Genomic DNA, 25,541 nt, shown 5'->3' with positions numbered 1-25,541 from the left:
GTTTATAAACTACATAGTCATATTTACATCACTCAAAAAGTAATTTCCTGACAATTTGACAAATTTTTTCTAGGGATTTTGCGGTAGTCATTTAATTTTAATTGGACACCTTATCCTGTCAGCATTTCTCCCTTATTTACCAGATTTGTTCTGTGGGAAAATTATCAAATTCAGGTTTGATATCTCGGATCATCAGTTGATCTAACGCTTGTCTGGGTGTAACTGCTCCTTCAAGTAGTTGATAAACTTGTTCAGTAATGGGAATAGCAATACCTCGTTGTTGGGCAATTTCCATTAATACCCGACAAGTGTTCACACCTTCGGCTGTACCTGGAAGATTTGCCAGAACTCCTGGCAGCGTTTGTCCATTGGCTAATTGATAACCAACTTGATAATTACGGCTTAAAGGGCTGTTGCAGGTTGCTAATAAGTCCCCTAGACCAGATAAACCATAAAATGTTTCCGTTTTCGCACCTAAAGTATTACCGATTCGTACCATTTCGGTTAACCCACGGGTGACTAGGGCAGCTTTGGCATTTGTGCCTAAGTGTAACCCATCACATACACCAGCGGCGATCGCTATCACATTTTTCAGTGTTCCCCCTAATTCTACGCCCACAGGGTCAGGGTTAGTATAGACACGAAAGCGACTAGAAGAAAATACCAATTGGACTGTTTGGGCAGCATTGGTATTTTTACTCGCTACTACCGTTGCTGCTGGTAATTCCTGGGCAATTTCCTGGGATAAATTTGGACCCGATAAGACCACAACAGGAGAATTAGGAAAAGCTGCTTGCCAAATTTGCGAAGGTGTGTATGTAGTTTGTGGTTCTAGTCCCTTAGTTGCAGTCACAAAGATTGTCTGTGGAGACAGGGGGCAAGATTGCACCATAGAGGCCACATCTCTGACCCCTTTCATAGAAATAGCCGACAAGACTATTTGAGCATTTTTATTTTCTAATACTTTTTCTAGAGGTTGCGAGTCAGAACGTGACCATAAATGCACCTGATAATCATTAATAGCTGCTAATTTAGCCAAGGCTGCACCCCAAGCCCCCGCACCAAGAATAACGACAGATTTTGAATTTGGTAATTGGTGATTGGTCATTGGTAATTGGTAATTGGTGATTGGTGATTGGTGATTGGGGTAGAACAACTGACCACTGACCACTGACAACGAACAACTGACTATCTGGGATAACGTTTCATTAATTCTCTAACTTGTTCTGCATGATAGGAGCTTCTTGTCAAGGGTGAAGAAACAACTTGTAAAAATCCTAGTTCTTCCCCAAAAGTTTGCCAGGCGGCAAATTGCTCAGGTGTTATAAAATCAGATACTTGTAAGTGTTTTTGACTGGGTTGGAGATATTGCCCAATTGTCAAAATATCACAATCTACTCTTCGTAGGTCTTCCATGACTTGGCAAATTTCTGCATCTGTTTCACCCAAGCCGACCATAATACCAGATTTGGTGTAAGTGCTGGGAGAAATTCGGCGCGAGCGTTGTAATAATTCCATTGTCCGCTCATAATTTCCTTGGGGACGCACACGGCGATATAAGCGGGAGATAGTTTCTGTGTTGTGGTTAATTACTTCTGGTTTCGCTTGGAGAATTATTTCTAAAGCTTGCCAATTACCGCATAAGTCGGGAATTAATACTTCTATTGTTGTATGAGGTGAAACTTCATGAATAGCATTAATACAGTGGACAAATTGAGATGCACCACCATCAGGTAAATCATCTCGGTTAACGGAAGTAATCACGACGTGATTAAGCTGCATTCGCCGCACTGCTTCCGCTAGTCGTGTCGGTTCGGTGGGATCTAATGCTTGGGGTTTCTTTTCAAAATCAATATCACAGTAAGGACAAGCCCTGGTGCAAGCTGGACCCATAATTAAAAATGTGGCAGTACCTGCGTTGAAGCATTCCCCAATATTGGGACAGGAAGCCTCTTCGCAAACGGTATTCAGGGCTAAATCCCGCAAAATTTCTTTAACGTTACCAACACGCTCCCATTGAGGCGCTTTTACTCGCAACCAGTCTGGTTTTACAGTCACAGTCTACTTTTACCATTTTAGTTATACAAATCTTATGGTAGCAAGCAAAGACCTTTGTGGAAAAGAGAAAGTTTGTTATTTTTTGCTGATTGTGGTAATATCTTTTTATAATGCCGTTTTTGTGGCGGGATGTGGCGCAGCTTGGTAGCGCACTTCGTTCGGGACGAAGGGGCCGCTGGTTCGAATCCAGTCATCCCGATTTTAGATGTCACTTGCCAGATTATTTGACCGCGTTGACAAATTGGTGTCCGTCTTGCCAAATTATTGTCCGCGTTGCCAAATTACCTAATCATCATCGTGTATTGGCATTGGAAGCTATTACAATAATAGCTTTTATTTATTGGTATTGCTTCAGTTACGGAAAATCCCGAACGAAGTGCGCCTTTCAACCCACCTAAAATGTTTTATATGGCTGCATAAAGGTCTTTCAACCCGCCTCACTCCGAGATGGGTGTTGAAACTAGTCGAAAGAGCTAGTTTCCCTGAGCCAGCCCTTGCCTTTCAACCCGCCCCACTCCAGGAGGGGTGTTGAAACCCACAAGCGTCAACGTAGTTTTGACACCCTTTGGCCTTTCAACCCGCCCCACTCCAGGAGGGGTATTGAAACAAACTCCTCCCGACCAAACCCCTACCTAGTGACACTTCCAAAAGCAATTTTGGCAGATGTCCTAAATTTGCTCTTATACTCAAAACGGCTTAATTGTTTGATTCTAAACGTAGGGGTTTAGCTCTTGCTTTACCCCTACACATCTGGGTTCTTTGTCATTTGGCAAAAGTTTAAATCTCACCCGTGTTTAGTATAATTTCCCTTTTAAGGGAGGATTATCAAAGCATCTCAACATCTGAAACACAGACTAGACAAGGGATTTGGACTTTTGGCAGAAACCCAGGGTTTTTAACCTCGCTTATGGTTCGCCAAAAATAAATAATTAAGGTGGATTCCTCCTTGCTCGGAGGTGATTCGGTAGCCACCACTGCGGTAAACCCGCACCTCTATTACTGGGGGCGCACCTTATTCCTGTTCACGAGGAACAGCAGCATCAAGGTGGGCAGCTACCAGGGTCAGAAAGCACGACTGTCTCACAACAGTCAACCTAACCCGCATTTGTCACAGAACAGAGGTTTATAAAAAACATGAACTGCGGCGCTGTTGTTATTTCCTATTCTATTATCAAGGTTCGGTGTTTTGTCAATCAGGCTTTTCGGGATTGATAGGCGTTTATCGCTAATTCTTTGGCTTTCTCCTGTGGACTCGCTCGAATTGGTTGTTTTCCTTCCTCTATAGCGATTCCTGCTTTATTTGCCTGACTTTGAATGTTGGCTATTAATCTACCGTAGCTCCATTGATGAACAGTAGTTCGATATTGTTTGGCATACTTTTTTTGAACTTCTATTATATCTGATTTTTGTTCTGCTTTAGATTGAATTTCACTCTGAATTTGCTCTCGCATATCTCCCAATTTTGGGATAACAATACTGCCAGCTTTATAGGTTTGTGCGATAGCGAAGCGCTCCGTAGGAATCGCAATAATTTCTTTTGCTAGTAATCTATCTATATACTCGCCTAACTCTGAATCTCCAAATTGATTTGGTGCTGACATCCTTTGAGCAATATGACGTTGGTGGGATAATAGGTGTTTTTGTTGTCGCTGTCTGTTGAGTAGTTTGTAGTTATCACCAAGTAGTTGTTTGATGTTGCGATATGTCAAAACTTTGCTTGTAGTACCATCTAGAACTGCAATTGTGGCAGGGTTTTCTAAACCTAAACTCACACCAACTAGAATATGAGATTGTCCTTTATATAAAGGTTGACTTGGACGAGGAAAGGGGTTATTAATTCTGGCTAGAGAGGAATTTTTGCGTTTGAGATGTGCCTGTTGTTTATCATTAAGATCACCTTTGGCTTTTGTCTGGGTCATGGTTTTGGCAATTTCTTCAGCTTTTTCTTCTTTGACTAAATTTGTTCCTTCTTCTGTCCATAAACGAGTATCTACAGAACAATAAAGGGTTAAATGGTGAACATTCCAGGGTTCTCCCTTGCCTTCTTCTTCCTGCCAAGAGATACGACCACTACGCAGGGTAAATAAGGCACTAGAATGTTGATTTTTACTATCTTTCTTAATTTGTTGATCTTCTAGGAAGCGTTGAAACCAGTGCAGTTGGCGAGAATCACAATAAATTTGAAAAGTATGCTCACTTAAACCATTAAATTTTACACAGATACGTCCAAACTGATTTTTCAACCAAGTCATATCTTCGTTGGTTTCATAAGCGACTGGAAACGGCACTTGACTGGATTTTCTTAACAGAATGTTTTGCCAGAATTTCGCCTCTGTTTCATTTTCAGGGATGGTCTGAGTGGCATTAAAAAGAGTTTCTAATCTTATGGTGTCAGTTAAATCTCGTCCTTTGGGAATTCGAGCGGCTAGTTTTTCTGTGAGACGTTGAATTTGGATTTCTACTTTGCGGCGACGTTGAGCGAATTTATCGGGATTTTCTGCTTTATTGCTAATTTTACAGCCATTTTTGAGTAAATAACTAATGGCACAACGAGTTAAATTATCTTCTGTATTACTGTAAGCGTCGAATAGGTTTTTTGATAAATTTCGTTTGCTATCTGAAGTTGGAGCTTTTTTCCCTTTTTTAGTCTTTTTACCTTTAGCTGGTTGAGTTTCAGCAGGATTTTGGGGAGCAAATTGAGCCAAGATTGCGGCAGATTTAGTCTGAAGTACATCCAAGGAGACTCCACTGGCTTCTACTAATTCAGTATCACTATTGAGCATTTCTAACCAGCGCAGTTTGCCGTCTAGTTGGGACTGAAACCGCTTCATTAAGGCAAACCAGGATTTATAAATATAGTTTACTGATGCTGTGGCACTGGTGTAAAACCTTGCAGGTTGCCCCATGAAGCGCGGATCAGTTTTCAAGGGTTCACACAGTTCTTTGACTATACCTGTGGGGTGTTTACCTTTTTGTCGCCATGTTTCAAATTCTGGGTGTTTACCAATTTGACTCAGTAGTTCGTTAATCAGTGGCGTGTTCTTCTCTACCATCAACTGCCATAGCTGTTGACGGGTAGATTCACTGACTACTAAACGACACTGAATAGTGATTTGGCTCATATTTAATAAACATATTTGTCTAATACTAACATATTTGTATTGTAGCAGCTTTCTGTAAAATGTTTTTTATGCAAGAAACATTTTTCACAAGTAAGGAAGCGGCTCAAATTACAGGTTGTACTCTCCGCCAGATCCAGTATTGGCGAGAGAAAGGGATTGTTGTGCCTGTGATTGGTGATACGGGTACGGGACGCAGTATTTATTACTCCAGGTCTAATCTGGTGGAACTGGCTGCTTTGGTATATTGGCTGTCTACGGGGATAAGTTTTGATATTGCTTGTTTTATTCTGAAACAACTGAAGGAACAAGAACCGGAGTTGTTTATTTCTGGTCAGGGGAGGCGGTTTATGTTGTTGTTATCACAGGATGATTCGCTTTCTTTGGTAGAATTTGACAGGAAAAGAGCGATCGCATCTCTGGATGAAGGTAAATCTGTGATTCCTGTATGGTTAGATGTTATTTATCAGGGGTTAGCAAGCAAGTTACCAAGGTAGCAATTCCTACGGATCACTTTGCTATCGCATTCCTCGATGAAGGTAAATCTGTAATTCCCGTGTGGTTAGATGTTATTTATCAGGGGTTAGCTAAAAAATTGGCTGATTAAAACTGAAGTCGCACGATTACTGTATATTGGGAGCATCGCTTGCTTTTGATGAAAGTGCGATGCCTTCGGCGAGCGGACTGATCGCTCTAAATAAAATTTTATGAACTATATTTAAATATTATTATTGCAGCAATGGATAATACTCCTGTACTCTTAAAGAATATCAATCAATATCATGACAATGTGATAGTTGAAATGTGAAACTATACTTTAATGCAGCGTAAAAAACGGAATGTCACAGTCTGGACTACTTGAACTAGCACATGAAAAGCTTCACTGGCCAACTCCACAAGAAATTTTGGAGCCATCTGGTGCTGGTCCAAATGTTTATGCACAAATTGCTAAAGAAAAATTAGGTAGAACTATCAGCAAACTTTCAGATGGTCATGGTGTGCAAATAGGCGTGCTGTCCGCAAATCCTAAAGGTAACTCGACAGAAACACCCATTGCTCTGGTGTGTGACTTTCCCACAGAAATATCAGAAGAAACACTGAGAAAAACTCATCAACTTGCTTGGAGTTTTTCTCGTACACCATCACTAATTACAACAGAACCTAATCGCTTAAGAATTTGGACGTGCTACGAAGAACCTCCAAAAGAAAAAGATATTATCAATCCTGTAATTGATGTTTCCAAACGGGAAATTGAGTCATTTAATCAGGTGTCTCTTTCAGGTCAAGCTGCTGAAACTTTGCGGTTACACTGGGCTGATTTAGTATCAGGTCAATTTTTTCAAGAACATAGCCAGCGATTTCAACGAAAACAAGCCGCTGACCAGATGCTATTGAAAAATCTGAAAAGTGTTCGGAAAAGACTTCAAAAAAATGAACTTGATGATGATACAATTCATGATTTATTAGCAAGAATTATTTTCATTCAATTCCTTTTTGACCGTCAAGATTCTGAAGGTAATCCTGCCTTAAATATAACTTTACTGGATCACTTATATATAAATGAGAAATTATTATCCGCTAGATACTCTCGTTTAACTGACATATTAAGAAATCATAGAGATACTTACCAATTTTTCCGTTGGCTCAATGGCAAGTTTAATGGTGATTTATTCCCAGGTAAAGGTGCTACCGAAGAAGAATGTGAAGCTGAATGGCAAACAGAAGAACAAAAAGTTAAACAACCTCATCTAAATATACTTGCTGATTTTGTTAGTGGTGATGTAGATATTGAAACTGGACAATTAAGTCTATGGCCATACTACCATTTTGACGTTATACCTTTGGAGTTTATTAGCAGTATATATGAGGAGTTTGTTAGTAAAGACTCTGGCACAGGAGTTCATTACACACCAGAACATATAGTTGATTTTGTCCTAGATGGTGTTTTACCTTGGCATAGTCAAGAATGGGATATCAAGATTATTGATCCTGCTTGTGGTTCAGGAATTTTTCTGGTTAAAGCATTTCAGCGTTTAATTCATAGATGGGAACAAGCTCATCCGAAAACAATTCAGCCAAGTGATTTAAAATATTTACTAGAAAATAATTTATTTGGTGTTGATGTAGATGCTCAAGCAGTAAGAGTAGCATCTTTTAGTCTTTATTTAACTATGCTTGATAAAGTTGAACCTCAATACTATTGGGAGAATGAGTTTCGCTTTCCTAGATTACGTGAACGTCAATTAATTGCTGCTGATTTTTTTCAAGAAGATAAAGAAGGTTTTCGTTCTGTTCAAGATGCTGGTAAATATGATTTAGTCGTAGGTAATGCACCCTGGGGTATAAATACTGTGACTCCGGCAGCAAAATCTTGGGCTGGAGATGTTTGGACAATAACTTACGGTAATATTGGTCCGCTTTTTCTGCCAAAAGCTGCTGCTTTAACTAAATCTGGTGGACAAGTATCAATGATGCAACCTGCACTGGCTTTGATTTTTAATCAGGTTGGCACTGCTCAAGAATTTCGCGCTAGGCTTTTTTCAGAGTTTAAAATTGAAGAAATAGTTAATTTGTCTGCATTACGTTTTGGACTTTTTAAAGATGCTATTTCTCCAACTTGTATCATTACTATGTCAGCAATACCTCCTGACGGTGAGCCTTTGACATACATTTGTCCTAAGCCCGTTATGACAAATGAGGATGACTATCATATAGTAATTGAGCCAGATTATATTAATACAATTTACCCACAAGAGGCAATAAGAGATCCATTAGTTTGGACAGTTTTAATGTGGGGAGGAAGACGTGATCTATCCTTGGTAAGAAGATTGAATCAAGAATCAAGTATTGAAAAACTTAAATCCCGTGGCATTGCTAAAACACGTCAAGGAGTAACAAAAGGTAATAGAAAAAAATTGCAAAACAATCTAAGAAATAAACGAATTCTGAAATTAACCAAATTCCTTGAACTTGACAAAAGTTTTCTCTACCTAAACGCTGAACAACTTCCTATCAATGATGATCCATATATTGACTCTGGTACAGGGTTAAGTAGCCTATCTGCATTTCAAATGCCACAAATGATTTTAAAGTTAAGTTGGCAGAAAAAGAGTGGCAGATTTCGTTCAGTAATAATTAAACCTGATAATACAAATCAAGGAATTATTTGCTCTGAAAGTTATGTGAGTATACATATTACCGAAGAGAATATTTCACAATTAAATGCTGCTTGTCTAGCATACAACAGTAAGTTAGCTGTTTACTATTTACTACTTGCTAGTGGTCGTTTTGCCTCTTATATTCCAGAAGTCAATGTAGACGATTTACTGCGTGTGCCAATACCTGAATTATCGGTAGGAGAATTACATAATATAAAAACAGTTGATGATATAGATGAGCGCATACGACTAGCTTTTGAATTTAAAGATAGTGAATGGGTGCTAATTAATGATTTATTTAATTACACTCTGCCAGACTTTAAAGGAGATGGTGCTTCACCAGGACGCAAAAGAACTCACCGTATAGATAATAGTCAATTTCAGAATGATACTGAACCTGAACTTACGGCATATTGTGAGTATTTCTTGCGAGTTCTTAAAGCAGGATTTGGACAAGATAAACAAGTTTGCGCCACCATATTTCAGGAACAAACTAAGACTCTTCTTCCTATTCGCTTAGTAGCTATTCATCTTAATAAACCTGATTCTGAAGGTGTTCATATTAAAACTATTGACTCTCCTGATTTAATGGAACGATTGGAAAGCTTAAATAAGTTGTATCTGGAAAGAGGAAGTATAGAAGATGGTGGCATCTTTTATCAGCGTGTTGCCAGGATTTATGATTCAGTAGATTTGAATGGAGTAAAAATTCCTACTATTTATTTAATCAAACCTGACAAAATTCGTTATTGGACTCGCTCTATGGCTTTAAGAGATGCTGATGAAGTAGCCGCAGATATTATGACGTGGCGGACAATATTTGATGAAAAATCGCAGGTTATAGAGGAGTCATATAGTGCTTAGAAGAGGAAATATTTTTAAAAATAGGTATCCAAATACAGGTGACTTTGTTGAATTGGCAAAAGAATGGAATCCTGATGCTATATCAATAATGATGAAACTCGTTTGGGAAGGCTACGATAGGCTGGTTAACGATCTTAATTGTGATGGCACAGAGGAGCAGCTAGAAAGGAGCATCACTCAATGTCTGGAGCGAAGAATTCGTAGAAATATGACTTATGAGTTTTTTGATATTCAACATGAAGTTTACGAAATAGAAAGTAGCCAATCAGCACAAGCGCAACCACCACAGTATGATATTGCATTTATTCTTACGGCTAATGAAAGAATTATCTTTCCTTTAGAAGCTAAGGTTTTGAAATCAGATAGCGCAGTAGGTGAATATATAAAAGAGATAAAAGACAACTTTATAACTTGCCGATATGCACCCTTTTCTAGTCAAGGAGGAATGCTAGGTTATCTTTTTTCTGGTGATTCTAACAAAGCTTTTAGCAATATCGAAACCAAAGTACCATGCACATTAAATAATCATCCCCATTTTCCAACTCGTGATCACAAAACCTCGGATCACCAGCGAGTAGTTCCTCCAGGAAAATCATATCCTGCTGAATTTAGGTGTCACCATTTACTATTAAAAATAATTGCTACAGCTACTAATAGTATACCTTCAGTATAATCAATTCAAAACTTACTCGAATACCCTTCTGATTCTTCACCATGTCCCCAAAAGACGTAAAACACCGATGACACCAACCATCAACCCACAACGCCGGAACTTTAAACCTAGCCCCACAATTAGGACACTCAGACAACAAACTTAAATGATGATGCTGACACCCCTGAGTCACCTTAAACTGCCACTCAATCCGATGATAAGGCGACTCCACATAACAAGCAGCACAAAGCCGAATAGGTTCAAGATTCATTCCTACCCCAGCAGGTGGTAACATCTGCTCTAACCTATCAGCATCAACCCCCACAACTTTAGCCAAAGCCTCCAACTGTTGCCGAGAAGGAGGGGGATTAAAACGAAACTTTTCCCATCTGGATATCGCACCCCCAACCCCAGCAGCCTTACCTAAACCAGTAGTTGTTAAATCATTTGCCCGTCGAAAGCGTCCCAAAAAATGACTCAGACTTTCTCCCGGATATGGTTCTACCTGAAACAACCAAGGATTAATTTCCCCAACTTCCATTATTTATTTTTCTGTGTTTTATGGTGTTATACTTTTTGTAACAGGAATGGTAATCAACCTGTCTAAAAACCTAACTGCCTAACGGCAATCTGTACCTTGACAACTGAAGATATGGGGTTCTATTCCATAGTTCTAGTTCCTACCCAGGAATAGGTAAAATCTTCATGGGAGCTAGGCGACACAGAATTTAAACTCAAGTAAAATTTGCAATAATGCAATATGCAATAATGCAACTACCTCCGGGCAGGGGGAAAGTTAACGCTTGGGGAGAGAACCACCTCTGGCTTAGATACCGCAAGGGGTTTAAGTTAAGTGGACTCGTTGAACCAAGAATCTCAGCGGCTTTAGCCCTGAGAGTGTCAAACTCCGCCGTTACTTCCTTCAGAGTTTCCAAATCAATCTTTGATAATCCCTTCTTTAAAGTCCGAATAGCCGACTGCCGTGATTGTCGCTTACCATCTAACCAATCATGGAGCATTTTCACCTGTTTCAAGGGAATAAAACTCTTCCGATTCAATCGGTGAATTTCTGCTTGTAATTTCTCATCATTGGGGAGAATATCACCTAATTCTTGAGCAACACTTTCGGCTTGTTGTGAAGTCATGATTTACCACCCGTAATCTTCGCGCATTTGTTCATAATCAAAAACCTCTGGCATATCCGGTTCTGAGGCAGTTTCCACAGATGCCACTTCTATTTCTTCTAGCGGTTCAACAGGCACAGGTTTTTTAGCCTTTTGAACTACAGCTTGTTCTTCTTTTTGGCGTTCCTTTTTGGTTTTCTTTTGCTTAACAAAAGTTTCTCTGTCTCTTACTTCAGCTAAAATCGAACGATTGCTAATCTCTTTACCTGCTTGGCGAATCCTGCGACTCATGGCTTTAGCCTCATCAAGAGACAATTGTTCCGTCTCCAAATCTTGAGCATAAGCACGAGCTAAAAATTCTTCTTGAGAACCTGTTTGACGATAAACCAAGATAGTTGTAATGTCTTTGGGTTCAAATCGCAACACCACGCTTTCCCCAGCGTAACCAGCCAAGTTTTCACCCCGATATGTGAGATTTTCAAATTGCAGATATCCACCCCTGTAAATCGAGCGTCGAATTTTCTTCATCAAACAAATACGCAAATCTTCTTCTGAGATTAAATTGGGGGCAACAATTAACCCAGCTTCCCACCTTTGATAACGGGTTTGATCTCCTAAACGAGCATCAATACTTTGGTTATATTTGTCTACGAGATACCTTACCAATAGACGTTCTAATTCTCGTAAAGTTAAACAGGCTTCTTTCTCCGCTTCCTCTGGACGTTCCTGCACATTTGAGCCTGTGTATCCTGGTAAGGTAGAAAATAAATCAGTATTTAAAGTCCCAAAAGGACGTTCGACAATACCGCCTTCACTGGGGCGATAGCGAAGCGCTCCGTAGGAATCTCGGAGATGGCAAGCAAATCCTAACTGCACACCAATCTGTTGCAAATGGTTAGAGCGAAAATCTTTACCCCCATCAGTGAAAAAGTGTTCTGGTTTGCCATAAGTTCCCCATTCCTCATGTAGTCCGTATTCTGATCCATATTTTTTAGGTAATATGGCATGACGCAGAGCCAAAGCCACAACATGAGAACTTGGTGCATCAAAACCTAAATTAATGCCGATGATGCAACGGGAGTAAGTATCTATAACTGTTGTCAGCCAAGGACGAGCTAAAAGTTCACCATGTTGATCCACCAGTAAAATATCAGCACGAGTATGGTCACACTGCCAGATATGATTGCTGTATTCTACAGATAAATCTAGTCCGTCACGGGTTTTTAGTGATAATCGAGAACCGCGCCAACCACGATTTCTAACACTCGCTTTTTGCTCTTGTTCCTCAATAATCGGTTGTAGAACTCGATAAACGGTTCTATAACTGGGATAATTCTCATCACCCGATTCTGCTGCTTTTGCCTGTACTCTAATGGCAACCTGTTGGGGAGTAATTCGCTTGCCACCCTTATTACCTTCTTTATAGGTATTGATGATGAATTTTTGCCACTGAGAATCTATGCGGTGTTTACCTTTGTCAGCCCGTTGAGTGGTTTGCAGTCCGGCTAAACCTTGTTCTTCCCATTTTTTAACCAGTCTGCGGACTGTTCGGACTGATTTACCCAGTTTTGCTGCTACCTCCCTTTGTCTTTCTCCGTAAGTGATGCGTTAGCGAAGCTTACCGAAGGTATCGCATGGTTCGAGTAATTTCTGGATTAGTTCCAATAGTTCTTTATCACCTGCGGATAGTTGAGTGATAATCTCGCTATCTTCTACTTCATCCTCATTGGGTTTATCATTTTGTATTTCTAGCATATATGTTTATTACAAACATAGTTGAATTATACTCTATCGGAGGACAATTAATTTGTCAAGTAAAGTCAAGGTTGGAAAAAGCATTATTTTTAATATGGGACAACTAATTTGTCAAGTTTTTAAACTCGGACAGTTATTTTGTCAATTGATGTTGAAGAGGCTCAATATAGGCTAAAATAACAAAACCCTTACATAGCAAGGGTTTAGGGGTTAATATTTTTGTGGACATTAATTTGTCAGGTGGTCATTTAATCTGGCAAGCGACAAATGCCATCGAGGAGGAGCAAAAGACGAAAGCACCTGGCGAGGCATATTAGAATACTTCTCACCCGCCGTACAACTGGGACTCACAGCCACCCCCAAGCGCGAACACAACGCCGATACCTACGCTTATTTTGGTGATCCAGTTTATATCTACGCCCTCAAAGACGGCATTAACGACGGGTTTTTAACTCCCTTCAAAGTCAGACAAATCGAAACTACCCTAGATGAATATACTTACAGCCTTGATGATGATGTCATCGAAGGTGCAATAGATGCAGAAAAAACCTACACTGAAAGCGACTTTAACCGCATTATTGAAATTCAGGAACGGGAACGCTACCGGGTGCAATTATTCATGACAGAAATCAACCAACTATTCAACATCAGATATCTACGAGCTTTTGGAGTCAAGACGGTAAACCCATGAGCGCGGAAGAATTTATAGAACGTCTTTTTGGGGAAATTCCTGAATTATTCAAAAATGAAGCCGAATTAAGAACTATTTGGAGTCGTCCAGATACTCGTAAAGCCCTATTAGCAGGTTTATCAGAAAAGGGTTATTCATACTGTTAGAGATGCTGTGACACAATTAGGAAGCGTTGCTAATATCAGCGAAGTATTTATCGAGTTTCAACAATATTTGTATTCTCAGAACAAAGCAGCTTAATATTTGAGATCAGTGGTTCTCTTCATTCTATGTGAATTATTTGCTTTCCGATAATCCCAAGGATCAATAAATTTTCGATCACTCCAAATACCAATCCTTTGTTTTTGCGCTTGTGCTTCGGCTTGTTGAATAATATCCCTACTAGGACATTTGCTTAAATAGGGACGATATACTTTAGCTAATCCTTCTTTTAACAAGACTTCCTGTAAAAACGTACCATCTTTTGAACGAACTTCAGCAACTTTTCTCCCATAGCGATCGCTATCTGTCATATTTAACTTTACACGATTATCTGTTTGTTTAATCAGTTCCTCTATCCGTGTTTTCGCTTTCATACCCCAAACAAACTGATTGACATCTTGAGTAATTTTACTCTTCTTTTCTGTCTGAGAATGCGCTATTTCTGGAGCATCAATACAAGCAAACCGCACCGTAAACTTTTTACCATCAGCACTTTTCAATATTAATGTATCACCATCACTTACCCGTTCAACTAGATCACCTTGAGGAGGAAACAAACTATCACACGCTATTAAGCTAACTGCAATCATAGCTGCACCTAGCCAAACTAATCCTTGTTTCACTAATTTATTCATTAGACATCTCCAAAGACAATTTAGCCTGTTCTTGTGTAAAATTGCGCTAAGTAGGTCAACATAATAAAACCAAATTGTGTAAAGAAAAGTAAAATCTCCAAAAACCTCTTCACTCTTGCATGAGTGCCTCTTGCCTCTTGCCTTTCCACAACGATAATTTTTAACGCCGACCTACTTAGAATTTATTCAACTGTTACCGATTTCGCCAAATTCCTGGGTTGATCTACATCCAAACCCCGCCGCGCCGCAATATGATAAGCTAACAATTGCAACGGAATAACCGTGAGAATTGGAGACAGAATTTCCTCAACTTCAGAAACCGGAATTAAATCATTAAAAATCTCCGCTGCTTCCCCATCTTTAACAGAAGTTATCCCAATTAACCGGGAATCTCTGGCTTTTGCTTCTTGAGCGTTAGAAATTACCTTTTCATATACACTACCAGGAACAGCGATCGCAACTACAGGAACTTTCGCATCTAACAACGCAATTGGTCCATGTTTCATTTCCCCTGCTGGATATCCTTCCGCATGAATATAACTAATTTCCTTTAATTTTAAAGCCCCTTCTAACGCAATGGGAAAATTAATTCCCCTACCAATAAAGATAAAATCTTTGGTTTCTGAAAAATCATGTACTAAATGTTCAATATAACGTTCTTGCGTTTCTAAAATCGCTTCAATTTCCCCTGGTAACTGACGTAAACCTGTAAGAATTTCCTCAAATCTCGAATCACTAATTTCCTGACGACGATAAGCTAAATCTAAAGCCAAAGCATAAAACGCCATTAATTGTGCCACAAAAGTTTTCGTTGCCGCCACACCAATTTCAATTCCCCCATGAGTATTGATAATATTCGCCACCATATTACCTAAACTACTTTCTGGACGATTAGTAATCCCCAAAAGTCGTACTTGATACTTAGCTTCCTTCCCTTGTCGGCGGTCTTTTTCCATAGACAAAGCTGCCAAAGTATCAGCAGTTTCTCCAGATTGAGTTACGCCAATAGTCAAAGTATGAGGCGTTAGCGGTGATGGTGCATACCGAAATTCCGAAGCATATTGTACCTGAGTAGGAATTCCTGCCAATTGTTCTAATAAGTATTTACCTACTAATGCAGCGTGCCAACTTGTACCACAAGCGACAATTTGAATTTGTTCTAAATCTGCATAAAAATCTGCCGGTAAACCTAAATTTACAGGTGTTTCCGAACTAGCAGGGAAATAAGCCTCCAAACAATCCCGCACTACTCCCGGTTGTTCATAGATTTCCTTGAGCATAAAATGTTTGAATCCCTGTTTTTCCACCATAATGGGATTCCAGTTCAAAGTGCGGGGATGCTTTTTTAAGCGATTTCCAGCAAAGTTATAGACCTCCACGCCTAAAGGAGTCAAACGAGCAATTTCGCCATTTTCTAGGGACAATACAGCGCGGGTATAGGGGGCAATCGCCGGCGTATCGGAAGCACAGAAAAACTCACCTTGGCCAAAACCAATGACTAAAGGCGCTTGTTGGCGAACTACAATCAACTCATCGGGGTAGTCAGCAGAAATAGCCGCAATAGCATAAGCCCCCTCTAATTTACTGACAGCTTCCTGCACCGCGTCTAAAAATACTGAAGGGGAAAGAGGATTTTCAGGAGAATGCTTTAAACACTCAGCAATCAAATGGGGAATTACTTCTGTATCTGTTTCTGAACGGAATTCATGTCCTAATGCTTTTAATTGTTCCCGCAATTCTCGATAATTCTCAATTATCCCATTTTGTACCACTGCTATCCGCAATGCCGTATCTAGATGAGGATGGGCATTGTACTCTTCTGGTTTACCATGAGTTGCCCAGCGCGTGTGACCAATCCCTATTTGGGCAGGATTTTCGATTTGTTCCAGTTTAGAACGCAGGTTGAGTAATTTGCCTTTAGCTCGGACACAATGCACGTCACCTGCCAAAATAGTGGCAATTCCGGCTGAATCGTAACCTCTATATTCTAATTTTTCTAGTCCAGCCAGTAAAATATCTGTCGCTGGCTGAGTGCCTATATATCCAACTATTCCACACATTGCTTAAACCACTCCGGTTTCAGGATGATTAAATTTTAAGTATAGTTGCTGGAATTGGTGATTGGTCATTGACAACTGACAACTGTACGGGCGAAGCATTTGGAAGATAAATTATCGGTAGTTGCGAGACATGCTTTTCCAAATGCTTCGCCCCTACCAACTGACAAAAAATGCTGAGGAATGAGGGAAGAATCTTGATTTTTCTCCCATTCTCACTCCTCAGCACTAAAGTACCAAGAATTTAGAAATGAAATTCTTAGTAAGCCAAGCCCATGCTGCGAGTTGTTTCAGCGCCTAGATAAACGCGAATACTCAAGAAATCGGTGGGGCAAGCAGTTTCACAACGCTTACAACCTACACAGTCTTCGGTGCGGGGAGAAGCAGCCACTTGAGCAGCTTTACAGCCATCCCAAGGAACCATTTCTAGCACGTCCGTAGGGCAAGCGCGGACGCATTGTGTACAGCCAATGCAGGTGTCGTAGATTTTAACGGTATGAGACATTTAAAAAACTGCTCCTTGCGGGTGTTCTTCTGGAGTGAAAGAATCATAATCAAGGCATAGTTTACCCCAGGGCTTGATAGCTTGTAAGCAAAAGGCTACATAACTTTAAACAATGTAATAGACACTTTAGATAATTTATCTACTAAGATCGCTGTTATCTAGCTGTAATCAGGAACATCGCCATCAAGTGTTTACCCAACTCACTCTCTTCCCCAGATGGCGAATTGTAAAGATATGTAAATTAACAGTCGTTTTTTAGAGGTTATCTATCATACCCATTATCTATAATCTATAGATTGATTAATCCTGGTCGAGTTATGATGAATCCCCAACAATATTAAAGGTTATAAAATAATTAATTATGAGTGAAGCTTTATTGAGTGTTAAAAATCTCCGTGTGGCTTATCCGCGACGGAGTGGAGAGGTAGAAAGCTGGGCGATTGATGGTGTATCTTTTATTCTCAAGCCTGGCGAAAGAATGGGATTGGTGGGAGAGTCCGGTTGTGGTAAATCCACTATTGGAAAAGCGATAATGCGTTTATTGCCTGCCTCTAGTCGCGTTGAAGGAATAGTAAATTTTCAAGGAAAACCTGTATTAGATTTAACACCAATTAAGATGCAAAAGTTTCGAGGTGAAGAGGTAGCTTTGATTTTTCAAGACCCCATGACGCGCCTTGATCCATTGATGACAATTGGGAATCACTGTATTGAAACTCTACAAGCCCATTTACCGGAATTATCGAAACAGCAAGCGAAGGAAAAGGCTTTAGCGACTTTGGCAAAGGTGAAAATTCCCGCTAGTCGTTGGAGTCAGTACCCCCATGAGTTTAGCGGGGGAATGCGTCAACGGGTAGCTATTGCTTTAGCTTTACTTTTAAGTCCTAAGTTAATTGTGGCTGATGAACCAACGACTAGTTTAGATGTGACTGTTTCTGCTCAGATTCTCCAAGAACTAACGCGATTGTGTGCAGAGGAAAATATGGGATTATTATTAATTTCCCATGATTTAGCAATGGTGGGGGAATATTGCGATCGCATTGGGGTAATGTATCAGGGTAAAATGGTGGAAATGGGAAAAACGGAAACTGTATTTGCTCATCCACAACATGAATATACTCAATCTTTATTAAAAGCCGCTTTACATATTCAAAAGGAAGAGGGAACACTTCGACAAGCTCAGTGCATCGCAGGGAAAAGAGAACAGGGAACAGAAAAGGCAAATCCCATTTTAAAAATTACAGAACTCAAGCAACATTATACCATAGAACCGAATTTTATTGAACGGATATTTAAAGGAGAAGGACAAACGGTTAAAGCTGTAGATGGGATTAATTTAGAATTGTATGCTGGGGAAATTTTAGGATTAGTGGGAGAGTCTGGTTGTGGGAAAAGTACACTTTCGAGAACTATCTTACAATTAATTAGTCCGACATCGGGAAAAGTCGAATTTTTAGGCCAGGAATTAACCAGTTTATCTCGGCAAAAAATCCGTTCTTCTCGGAGACAAATCCAAATGATATTTCAAGATCCTCATGCTTGTTTAAATCCAGCGATGACGGTAGGACAAAGTATAGCAGATCCTTTATTAATTCATAATATGGATATTGTTGTAAAAGCTAAAGAACAGGTTTTATGGATGTTGGAAAAAGTGGGTTTAACCCCAGCAGAACTCTATTATCACCGTTATCCCGCCGATTTATCTGGAGGACAACAACAACGGGTAGCTATAGCCAGGGCTTTAATTACTAAGCCAAAACTGGTAATATGTGATGAACCAGTGAGTATGTTAGATGCCAGTGTGCAAACACAAGTTCTCGATTTGATGTTACAACTAAAAGATGAATTTAAATTAACCTATTTGTTCATTACCCATGATTTGTGGTTAGCGCGGTTTTTGTGCGATCGCATTGCCGTAATGAATGGTGGTAAAATAGTTGAATTAGGACAGACTAAGCAAATTTTTGCTCATCCTCAACATCCCTACACCCAAACCCTCTTAGCTGCTGCACCTTTATTAGCAAAAGCTTAATAACAACTAACAACTGTACGGGCGAAGCATTTGGAGAACTATTTTTGGCAATGACTGATAATTTATCTTCCAAATGCTTCGCCCCTACTGACAACTGACAACTGACAAAAATAATTAATGTCTAAAAATTTGCCTTCTAATTCTTATAAAAGAAATAGCTATTCCTCAGATAAATGGCAAGAGAGAATAGGACAAATAGCATATCGCTTTAATCACCAATATCAAAATCAGAAATTTGCAGTTCCCGACGAAGTAGAAGCAATGCCAATATTTCGAGAATGGATTAATGGCAGATTAAGTGAGAGAATAGTTTCACCATTTTGGGAAATTGCTCAACCTCAAAAAAACGAACATTGTTTAGATATTGGTTGCGGTGTCAGTTTTTTAATCTATCCTTGGAGAGATTGGCAAGCATTCTTTTATGGGCAAGAAATTAGTAATATAGCAAGAGATGGTCTTAACTCCCGTGGTTCACAGTTAAACTCAAAATTATTCAAAGGTGTAGAATTAGGACCGGCTCACCATTTAAACTATGATCAAAGTCAATTTGATTTAGTCATTGCTACAGGATTTAGTTGCTATTTTCCTCTAGAATATTGGCAAGCTGTCTTGGTGGAAGTCAAACGAGTATTGAAACCAGGGGGACATTTTGTATTTGATATTCTTAATTCAGAACAGCCTTTAGCTGAAGATTGGGCTGTACTAGAAACCTATTTGGGTGCAGAGGTATTTCTAGAAACTGTTACAGAATGGGAAAAAACCATTAAAGCTGGGGGTGCTAAAATAGTCAAAAGACAATTAGGAGAATTATTCGAGTTGTACAAAGTTCGGTTTTAAGATAAAACTATCGAATAAATAGCCTCTTAACGCTGTATTATTTGGAAAGATTTTATCAAGAATTTTGCCCAAATAGCCGCAATGATGATCCGCCATGCCCTAGAATCTGATTTACCCGCCATTGTCGCCATTTACAACGCTGCTGTTCCTAGTCGCATGGCTACCGCTGACTTAGAACCTGTGTCTGTGGAAAGTCGTTTAGCTTGGTTTCAAGGACGAGTCCCCTCACAACGTCCCCTATGGGTAGTGGAAACAGAGGGTGTAATTGCTGGATGGTTGAGTTTCCAATCATTCTACGGTAGACCAGCCTATTATTCTACCGCGGAAATTAGTATTTATATTTCCCCAGATTTTCAAGGACGTGGTTTGGGAAAACAACTTTTAGAAAAAGCCATTCAAGAAAGTCCTAATTTAGGTTTAAAGACGTTAGTTAGTTTTATTTTCGCTCATAATCAACCCAGTTTAAAATTATTTGCCTGGTTCGGTTTTCAAGCCTGGGGGAATTTACCGAAAATTGCTGATTTGGACGGAGTGGAACGAGATTTGATAATTTTAGGTTTGCGGGTAATGTAGTCAGGAAAGCCTTCAAACAAATGTTCAGCCTCAGTGATATAAATGACTGAAGGCTGAAACTCTTGTATATCAAATTGTTTTTAATGGCTCAGGTCAGATTTGAACTGACGACCCCAGGCTTATGAGTCCCGTACTCTAACCAACTGAGCTACTGAGCCACGTTGTTTTATCAACTTATATTAAGATAGCATAGAAATTTGCATCTGACAACTATCAATTTCCAAATTTTTGCCCCAAAAATAAAAAGAGGGAGTTTACCTCCCTCCATTAACCAGAGAATCACTTAATTCCAGATTATCTGCAATTAAATCCGATTTGGTAAGAAAGCGATAGGGTTAACAGCACCCTTGCCAGATGGATGAACTTCAAAATGAGTGTGAGGACCAGTGCTAAAACCAGTGCTACCCATAGCCGCAATTGTCTGACCTTGTTGCACTCGTTGACCAGGTTGCACCAAAATCCGGCTATTGTGTCCATAGCGAGTTAAACTACCATCCTCATGGCGGATATCCACAACGTTACCGTAACCACCGCTATTCCAGCCAGCCTTCTCGACTGTACCAGCAGATGCAGCATAAATGGGTGTGCCTGTTGAGTTGGCAATATCAATCCCTCTGTGCATTCTTCCCCAGCGCCAGCCATAGCCAGAGGTCAGAACTCCCTTAGCTGGCCAAATGTAGCCTGTAGCGGCAGAATTAGAGGGGAAACTGGGATTGTCTTCAGTGGTTTGAGGCAAGTGTATATCCACTGCTGCTATAGGTGGTAAAGCTGGAGAAACAGAAGTTCCTCGCAATTTTCCTAAAGAGTCAGACGCATTAGCACGAGCAGGAGGCACTGTCAACTTAATACCAGATGAATTGCGGGGAGAATTCCATCTCGCACCAGTTTTACCGGGCAGGAATTCTGGGTTAATCGCCTCATTGGTGGGAGCAGATGCTGTTACTAGAGTCTTGAGCGGTTGATGACTATAACTTGGCAATATTGCTTGAGGTACAGCAATCTGGATGGCATTGGCTTGAGACACTACCGAATTATTGGATGATTCAATAGCAATAGGTACAGACTGACTATTATTTTCAGATCCTGTAACAGCCACACCAGCTTGTTGAGCGCGGTATTTATATCGCAATCTCTCAATTTCTGCTTGCAAGCTGCGGATACGTTCATTACCTTTGGCTTTAGATACCTTTTGCACGGGTTTTTGTGACCCATGCTTTTGGTAAGAAGCTCTTGGTAATGGAGTATCACCACCTAAGCCATAAGAGTCACTGGGTGTAGGTAAAGCCTGTGGGACAACAATAGAAATAGCAGTCTGTCCTTGGCTGTCTGTCTCTATTGGTGCAGGAACATTAATCCGGTTAGCGATACTAGGATAATTTTTCCGTTCTTGCTCACCTGTCACCACTGGGACTGGGATAGTCACACCAGGAGTTTCCGTCTGTTCTAGCGGCTCTATTACTCTTGGTGGAGGAACGGGAACGCTGGTATTGTTAGCAACAAATGATCTGGGGTTAAAACTAGGATTATTTAAAGAAGAATTATCTACCCGGCCAGAGGTTTCTAATATCTTGTTCGGAGGAATAATTAACCTTTGATTAATTTGCAGTTGATTAGGATCACTTAGATCATTAGCTCTAACTAGCTCAGAAACTGAAGTACCGTAATTGTTAGCAATTTCCGCTAAGGTGTCTCCAGGCTTAACTTGATATGTTGAGGGAGACAATTGTGCGACAACTTTTGTTGAGGCTGATGCAGGTATGGGTATTTCCTGTATCGTCGGACTTGTTTGTTTATTCGGTTTCAACCGAGAAATAAGCTCGGATTGTTGAGAATCAGTCAAATTTTCCGATTGTTCTAGTACGGATTTATTAGCTACAGTGGTTGGTTGTGCTTCCTTAATCCCAGTTTTTAATAAATCTTGGGTTTGTTCAGACCGCAAATCTGCCAAACTATTTCTTAACCGAGTTGACTTTTCCTGTAAGCGATTCAGGGCAAACTCTTGCTGTGCTTTCAGTTGAGCATTAACATTACCGTTGGCTAACTCCCCTGCTGGCAAATTTTGGGTACTGCCAGTTACCGCTTCCACTTTAGACAACTGTGGCGCTGTCTCAGGCAGTTGGTTATTTATGGGTAATGTCGCTTGAACTGGACGATAGCTCACTTCCTGCCCTAATTGAACAGAATTTCTATCAGCGGGATTGGCTGGGGAAATTACATTGGATGCAGTGCCTTCGACGGCTATGTTTTTGGTGGCAATTTGCCATTTAGCTTCAAGCCCAGGTACTTGTGAAACCACTGTTGGTTCCAATATAACGGGATTTGCTACCGCGCCTGTTGGTGAGATGCTTGGGGACTCCAGTTTGGAGGTGGCAAATTTCATCTCAGTCTCGGAAACAACCGGCATTGTTGAAGCTGCTTTTTGACTGCCAACAGGAGCCGCTGCTTGGGCTTGATCGCTTTGTCGAGTCACCAAAAGGCTGGTTGCTCCCATTGATATTGCCAAGCCAATCATAGCTGCCCGATGAGTCCGCGCCCGGCGGGTCATGTTGGGATTGATCTCATAATTTGTTTGCTCTACCTGGGCATCATCGCCGCTGGGGGTATTGTTCAACACAGCCTTATCTCTTTTTTTCAATGCTCGTTTCAAAGACGACCTCCTAATGATCACTAGCGTTTAACTGATCTCGATTTTTAAGTTGGATATTAATTCATGATTGATCTCACATCAAACCATATATCAAGATCACATTCACCAGAGACACTTACGCAAGATTAACGTGCTTCTCTGATTTAAACAAGTTCTACACCTGACTAAACTTTCAAGTTTTTGGTGCTGTCTTGTCTAAGTCACTCCTCACAACCTAAAAATTCTCACTCTTGAGAGTTATCTCCACTCATTTTGCTGCAAAACCACTGAACTAAACAAATATCATAACTTGGCTAGGTCTATTGTCTCTATTAGTTCATGAGCTTGGATAACTTCTGCAATAGCAATGATCCCGCTGTAGACGTTTTCAAGATTTTTTGACTAAATCCGTTTTATCAATAGGACACTTTACTTTTATTCTTCCCTAAAAAACAACCGTATACAACATCTGCAATTTTCGCATTATTTTGTTGTATTTCTGGATACAAAGTTATCCAAATCATTGAGAGTAATGGTTTTCGGTAATTTTCCTGTTTCGAGTCATCATCTAAAGAATTAACTAAATTCTATCCTTGGTGGTTAGATCACCCTGAAAATATCTATACAAATTTCTTATGTCATGTTAGCGGAGCTTATCAGTATTTATCACTATTCACCTTTTGCTTATGTATGTTATACAACATTATTATAGCAAGTTTTGGTGTGATTGATCTGATAGATATGTTTCTATCACACTTAATCCTAAATTTTTGTTGGTGAATATGAATTATTGTAAATAGCCTAACTGACGACGACATTCAAATAAACCTATGGCCACACTGACTGATAAATTCAGGCTACGAACACCAGGTTCATACATGGGAATATATAAGGTAGAGTCACAAGTTGAGAGAGTAGCTGCTGGTAAACCTGCTGTTTCACTGCCAAAAAGCAGCCAATCATCCGCTTGAAATTCAAAATTAATGTAGTTAAAATCACCACGAACACTAAAACCTAAGCATCTACCCCCACGTTGTTTTTGTACGCTTTGAAATAATTCTATGGAGTCATGATAATGGAATTTAACGTAAGGCCAATAATCTAACCCGGCTCGTTTCAGATAGCGATCGCTAATTTCAAATCCCAAAGGACCGACCAAATGTAATTCCGTGCCTGTAGCGGCACAAGTCCGGGCAATATTGCCAGTATTCGGAGGAATTTGTGGGTTCACTAAAACTATCTGGGGCATCTTTTGCAAATCTAAATTGTATATTAGGGAATTTCTTGCTGTCTAAAAATCTACCAAAATGTAGAGGCGATATATAGTTTTTTTTAATATGTTACGAAGTATTTTCCATTGATTATTTTTTTTAATCATTTCAGCGAGAGGAAATAAGAATCTGAGTGAGGAGAATATGTATCTTTGCCTATTCCCTCTTGCCTATTCCCTCTTGTCTGGTGTCTATTCCCGCACAGATGAACATAGTTTACTTTCTAGTTCGGTTTCCCGTTCTTGGGTAGAAATAATGGCTTGGGCAATTACACGCTGAATATCAACGCCTATTTTGTGTAGTTGTAACCATTGTTGAGCTTCATTACCTTCTCGGAGAATTTTTTGCAAGGGGGAGAGGAAACAACTAAAGCCCTGTTGTTTGGCAATACTCCAAACTTCATCATATATTTCTGCTATCCAATCTCTGGCAAGAATACTCCTACCATCTTGCCATCGCTGCAATCTTGCATCAAGACTGTCAGTAGCAGTAGCCATTTCGTTTTTCATGGTTAAGGTGATCAATTCTTCGGGAGAAAACGGACTTTGAGTTAAAGGATCAATAGCTGGGTTATTGATAATTTGGATTAACCGCGCTTCTAATAAAGCTGTCATTGCTAACAAAGCAATGGGATCTGTTACCAAGTCACAAATTCGCAGTTCTAAGCGATTTAAATCATAAGGACGGCGATCGCCATTTGGACGCACTGATACCCACAAATGTCGGACATTTTGCATTGTCCCAGACGCTAACTGTTCATTTACCCATTGAATATGATCCGCATGATTAGCAAATAAGGGGACATGATGGGGAGTTTGGGGAAATAGTCCCCAGCGGGTGGAATGATAACCAGTAGTTTTACTATTTAGGAAAGGAGATGAGGCACTCATAGCTAGGAATAGAGGTGCTTCCATTCTCATAATCCGACAGGCACGCATTAATACCTCTGGGTCACTGATACCAACATTGATATGGACGCTGGCAGTAACTACCTTTGTGCCATAGGTTTGTTCAATGTAATCATGATAGGGATTGGTGGGGTCAGAACGCAAAAAGAGATCGCTTCCTTGCAAAGATAATGTACTACCCGGGATCAAAGTATAATTATCTAAGCTTTGGAGATAGTTCCGCAACTCTTTTCTAGGACGTAGTAAAGCGCACAATAAATTGTCATAATTCATAGATGGTTGAGTTATATACTCCACATTCCGGCTATCCGGCTCACGCATAAATCCATCTAAATTTGTAGTAATTTGATCCGATAGTCCGACAATATCACCTTGAGGCGTACCAGTGTACATCTCAATCTCAAAGCCTTTTAATAAGACCATATTATTCTCCAAAACTTCTTCTAATGTTCATAAATTGTATCTAATTAGACGATTT

Annotated in this window: 20 protein-coding genes, 2 tRNA genes and 1 pseudogene; 8 read left to right on the top strand and 15 right to left on the bottom strand. The window is 40.0% G+C overall.

The annotated features are described in order from the left end of the window. Positions 1 to 136: 136 nt before the first annotated feature. Together HGD76_RS13895 and lipA are read right to left on the bottom strand one after the other, a co-directional pair. A complete protein-coding gene (locus tag HGD76_RS13895; protein ID WP_168697444.1) occupies positions 137 to 1,108 on the bottom strand; it encodes an NAD(P)H-dependent glycerol-3-phosphate dehydrogenase in 972 nt (323 codons plus the stop codon). An 80-nt stretch (positions 1,109 to 1,188) separates the two neighbouring features. Continuing rightward, positions 1,189 to 2,058 (bottom strand): lipoyl synthase, encoded by an 870-nt coding sequence (gene lipA, locus HGD76_RS13890; RefSeq protein WP_168696137.1) that lies wholly within the window; start codon positions 2,056 to 2,058, stop codon positions 1,189 to 1,191. A 125-nt stretch (positions 2,059 to 2,183) separates the two neighbouring features. Here lipA and HGD76_RS13885 point away from each other — a divergent pair. Next, positions 2,184 to 2,257 (top strand) — tRNA-Pro (locus HGD76_RS13885). A gap of 994 nt (positions 2,258 to 3,251) precedes the next feature. Here the strand turns inward: HGD76_RS13885 and cas12k are convergent. Then, positions 3,252 to 5,180, bottom strand: coding sequence for a type V CRISPR-associated protein Cas12k (gene cas12k / locus HGD76_RS13880; RefSeq protein WP_168696136.1), 1,929 nt, complete (start codon positions 5,178 to 5,180; stop codon positions 3,252 to 3,254). Positions 5,181 to 5,248: 68 nt separating this feature from the next. Here cas12k and HGD76_RS13875 point away from each other — a divergent pair, with 68 nt between their 5' ends. The 3 genes from HGD76_RS13875 to HGD76_RS13865 all read left to right on the top strand — a co-directional run bounded on the left by HGD76_RS13875 (position 5,249) and on the right by HGD76_RS13865 (position 9,872). Then, positions 5,249 to 5,674, top strand: coding sequence for a MerR family transcriptional regulator (locus HGD76_RS13875; protein WP_168696135.1), 426 nt, complete (start codon positions 5,249 to 5,251; stop codon positions 5,672 to 5,674). 342 nt (positions 5,675 to 6,016) lie between these two features. Further along, entirely contained in the window at positions 6,017 to 9,199 is a 3,183-nt protein-coding gene (locus HGD76_RS13870; RefSeq protein ID WP_168696134.1) for an HsdM family class I SAM-dependent methyltransferase, read from the top strand. Next, the gene (locus HGD76_RS13865; RefSeq protein ID WP_168696133.1) at positions 9,192 to 9,872 is read left to right on the top strand and encodes a hypothetical protein; all 681 of its coding nucleotides are present in this window, start codon (positions 9,192 to 9,194) and stop codon (positions 9,870 to 9,872) included. Before HGD76_RS13870 ends, HGD76_RS13865 begins: the two co-directional genes overlap by 8 nt. On the opposite strand, the gene HGD76_RS13860 is transcribed toward HGD76_RS13865, so the two are convergent. The 4 genes from HGD76_RS13860 to HGD76_RS25420 all read right to left on the bottom strand — a co-directional run bounded on the left by HGD76_RS13860 (position 9,850) and on the right by HGD76_RS25420 (position 12,730). Further along, the gene (locus tag HGD76_RS13860; protein WP_168696132.1) at positions 9,850 to 10,392 is read right to left on the bottom strand and encodes a TniQ family protein; all 543 of its coding nucleotides are present in this window, start codon (positions 10,390 to 10,392) and stop codon (positions 9,850 to 9,852) included. The genes HGD76_RS13865 and HGD76_RS13860 overlap by 23 nt on opposite strands. A gap of 193 nt (positions 10,393 to 10,585) precedes the next feature. Beyond that, positions 10,586 to 10,996, bottom strand: coding sequence for a TniB family NTP-binding protein (locus tag HGD76_RS24895; RefSeq protein ID WP_210967638.1), 411 nt, complete (start codon positions 10,994 to 10,996; stop codon positions 10,586 to 10,588). A gap of 3 nt (positions 10,997 to 10,999) precedes the next feature. Continuing rightward, positions 11,000 to 12,580 carry a TnsB C-terminal domain-containing protein gene (locus HGD76_RS25430; protein ID WP_267904374.1) on the bottom strand — a complete coding sequence of 527 codons (1,581 nt, stop codon included), beginning with the start codon at positions 12,578 to 12,580 and terminating at the stop codon, positions 11,000 to 11,002. Between the two features lie 3 nt (positions 12,581 to 12,583). Beyond that, complete coding sequence (locus HGD76_RS25420; RefSeq protein WP_233466880.1) at positions 12,584 to 12,730, bottom strand: hypothetical protein; 147 nt, start codon at positions 12,728 to 12,730, stop codon at positions 12,584 to 12,586. A 262-nt stretch (positions 12,731 to 12,992) separates the two neighbouring features. Here HGD76_RS25420 and HGD76_RS25415 point away from each other — a divergent pair. Next, positions 12,993 to 13,555 (top strand): annotated as a pseudogene (locus HGD76_RS25415) (DEAD/DEAH box helicase family protein); the annotation flags it as partial. Between the two features lie 102 nt (positions 13,556 to 13,657). Here HGD76_RS25415 and HGD76_RS13840 read toward each other — a convergent pair. The 3 genes from HGD76_RS13840 to psaC form a co-directional block, all read right to left on the bottom strand. Further along, positions 13,658 to 14,257 carry a thermonuclease family protein gene (locus tag HGD76_RS13840; protein WP_210967637.1) on the bottom strand — a complete coding sequence of 200 codons (600 nt, stop codon included), beginning with the start codon at positions 14,255 to 14,257 and terminating at the stop codon, positions 13,658 to 13,660. Positions 14,258 to 14,439: 182 nt separating this feature from the next. Then, positions 14,440 to 16,317 (bottom strand): glutamine--fructose-6-phosphate transaminase (isomerizing), encoded by a 1,878-nt coding sequence (glmS, locus tag HGD76_RS13835; protein ID WP_168696131.1) that lies wholly within the window; start codon positions 16,315 to 16,317, stop codon positions 14,440 to 14,442. Between the two features lie 256 nt (positions 16,318 to 16,573). Then, entirely contained in the window at positions 16,574 to 16,819 is a 246-nt protein-coding gene (gene psaC, locus HGD76_RS13825) for a photosystem I iron-sulfur center protein PsaC (RefSeq protein ID WP_015080270.1), read from the bottom strand. Positions 16,820 to 17,180: 361 nt separating this feature from the next. Here psaC and HGD76_RS13820 point away from each other — a divergent pair, with 361 nt between their 5' ends. Beyond that, complete coding sequence (locus tag HGD76_RS13820; RefSeq protein ID WP_168696129.1) at positions 17,181 to 18,848, top strand: dipeptide ABC transporter ATP-binding protein; 1,668 nt, start codon at positions 17,181 to 17,183, stop codon at positions 18,846 to 18,848. Here the strand turns inward: HGD76_RS13820 and HGD76_RS13815 are convergent. Further along, a complete protein-coding gene (locus HGD76_RS13815) occupies positions 18,769 to 18,942 on the bottom strand; it encodes a hypothetical protein (RefSeq protein WP_168696128.1) in 174 nt (57 codons plus the stop codon). The two genes, HGD76_RS13820 and HGD76_RS13815, sit on opposite strands and share 80 nt — an antisense overlap. 23 nt (positions 18,943 to 18,965) lie before the next feature. Here HGD76_RS13815 and HGD76_RS13810 point away from each other — a divergent pair, with 23 nt between their 5' ends. After that, positions 18,966 to 19,685, top strand: coding sequence for a class I SAM-dependent methyltransferase (locus tag HGD76_RS13810; RefSeq protein WP_168696127.1), 720 nt, complete (start codon positions 18,966 to 18,968; stop codon positions 19,683 to 19,685). A gap of 81 nt (positions 19,686 to 19,766) precedes the next feature. Continuing rightward, a complete protein-coding gene (locus tag HGD76_RS13805; RefSeq protein ID WP_168696126.1) occupies positions 19,767 to 20,258 on the top strand; it encodes a GNAT family N-acetyltransferase in 492 nt (163 codons plus the stop codon). An 84-nt stretch (positions 20,259 to 20,342) separates the two neighbouring features. Here HGD76_RS13805 and HGD76_RS13800 read toward each other — a convergent pair. From HGD76_RS13800 to gshA, 4 genes are all read right to left on the bottom strand, one after another. Continuing rightward, positions 20,343 to 20,416 (bottom strand) — tRNA-Met (locus HGD76_RS13800). Positions 20,417 to 20,562: 146 nt separating this feature from the next. Further along, entirely contained in the window at positions 20,563 to 22,905 is a 2,343-nt protein-coding gene (locus tag HGD76_RS13795) for a peptidoglycan DD-metalloendopeptidase family protein (RefSeq protein WP_148760323.1), read from the bottom strand. Positions 22,906 to 23,671: 766 nt separating this feature from the next. Then, on the bottom strand, positions 23,672 to 24,133 hold the full coding sequence (locus tag HGD76_RS13790) for a tRNA (cytidine(34)-2'-O)-methyltransferase (RefSeq protein ID WP_168696125.1): 462 nt from the start codon (positions 24,131 to 24,133) through the stop codon (positions 23,672 to 23,674). A gap of 213 nt (positions 24,134 to 24,346) precedes the next feature. After that, the gene (gene gshA / locus HGD76_RS13785) at positions 24,347 to 25,486 is read right to left on the bottom strand and encodes a glutamate--cysteine ligase (protein ID WP_168696124.1); all 1,140 of its coding nucleotides are present in this window, start codon (positions 25,484 to 25,486) and stop codon (positions 24,347 to 24,349) included. Positions 25,487 to 25,541: the final 55 nt, after the last annotated feature.

The sequence above is a fragment of the Dolichospermum flos-aquae CCAP 1403/13F genome (genome assembly GCF_012516395.1).
Classification (GTDB): Bacteria; Cyanobacteriota; Cyanobacteriia; order Cyanobacteriales; family Nostocaceae; genus Dolichospermum; species Dolichospermum lemmermannii.
The sequence above is the reverse complement of the archived record's forward strand: the minus strand, read 5'-3'. Positions and strand labels throughout refer to the sequence as shown.

Bases quoted from the DNA above. Each gene is read 5' to 3' on its own strand.
- HGD76_RS13895 (WP_168697444.1), bottom strand. From the start codon at position 1,108: ATGACCAATCACCAATTACCAAATTCAAAATCTGTCGTTATTCTTGGT.
- cas12k (WP_168696136.1), bottom strand. From the start codon at position 5,180: ATGAGCCAAATCACTATTCAGTGTCGTTTAGTAGTCAGTGAATCTACC.
- HGD76_RS13875 (WP_168696135.1), top strand. From the start codon at position 5,249: ATGCAAGAAACATTTTTCACAAGTAAGGAAGCGGCTCAAATTACAGGT.
- HGD76_RS13870 (WP_168696134.1), top strand. From the start codon at position 6,017: ATGTCACAGTCTGGACTACTTGAACTAGCACATGAAAAGCTTCACTGG.
- HGD76_RS13860 (WP_168696132.1), bottom strand. From the start codon at position 10,392: ATGGAAGTTGGGGAAATTAATCCTTGGTTGTTTCAGGTAGAACCATAT.
- HGD76_RS24895 (WP_210967638.1), bottom strand. From the start codon at position 10,996: ATGACTTCACAACAAGCCGAAAGTGTTGCTCAAGAATTAGGTGATATT.
- HGD76_RS25420 (WP_233466880.1), bottom strand. From the start codon at position 12,730: ATGCTAGAAATACAAAATGATAAACCCAATGAGGATGAAGTAGAAGAT.
- HGD76_RS13840 (WP_210967637.1), bottom strand. From the start codon at position 14,257: ATGAATAAATTAGTGAAACAAGGATTAGTTTGGCTAGGTGCAGCTATG.
- glmS (WP_168696131.1), bottom strand. From the start codon at position 16,317: ATGTGTGGAATAGTTGGATATATAGGCACTCAGCCAGCGACAGATATT.
- psaC (WP_015080270.1), bottom strand. From the start codon at position 16,819: ATGTCTCATACCGTTAAAATCTACGACACCTGCATTGGCTGTACACAA.
- HGD76_RS13820 (WP_168696129.1), top strand. From the start codon at position 17,181: ATGAGTGAAGCTTTATTGAGTGTTAAAAATCTCCGTGTGGCTTATCCG.
- HGD76_RS13810 (WP_168696127.1), top strand. From the start codon at position 18,966: ATGTCTAAAAATTTGCCTTCTAATTCTTATAAAAGAAATAGCTATTCC.
- HGD76_RS13805 (WP_168696126.1), top strand. From the start codon at position 19,767: ATGATGATCCGCCATGCCCTAGAATCTGATTTACCCGCCATTGTCGCC.
- HGD76_RS13790 (WP_168696125.1), bottom strand. From the start codon at position 24,133: ATGCCCCAGATAGTTTTAGTGAACCCACAAATTCCTCCGAATACTGGC.
- gshA (WP_168696124.1), bottom strand. From the start codon at position 25,486: ATGGTCTTATTAAAAGGCTTTGAGATTGAGATGTACACTGGTACGCCT.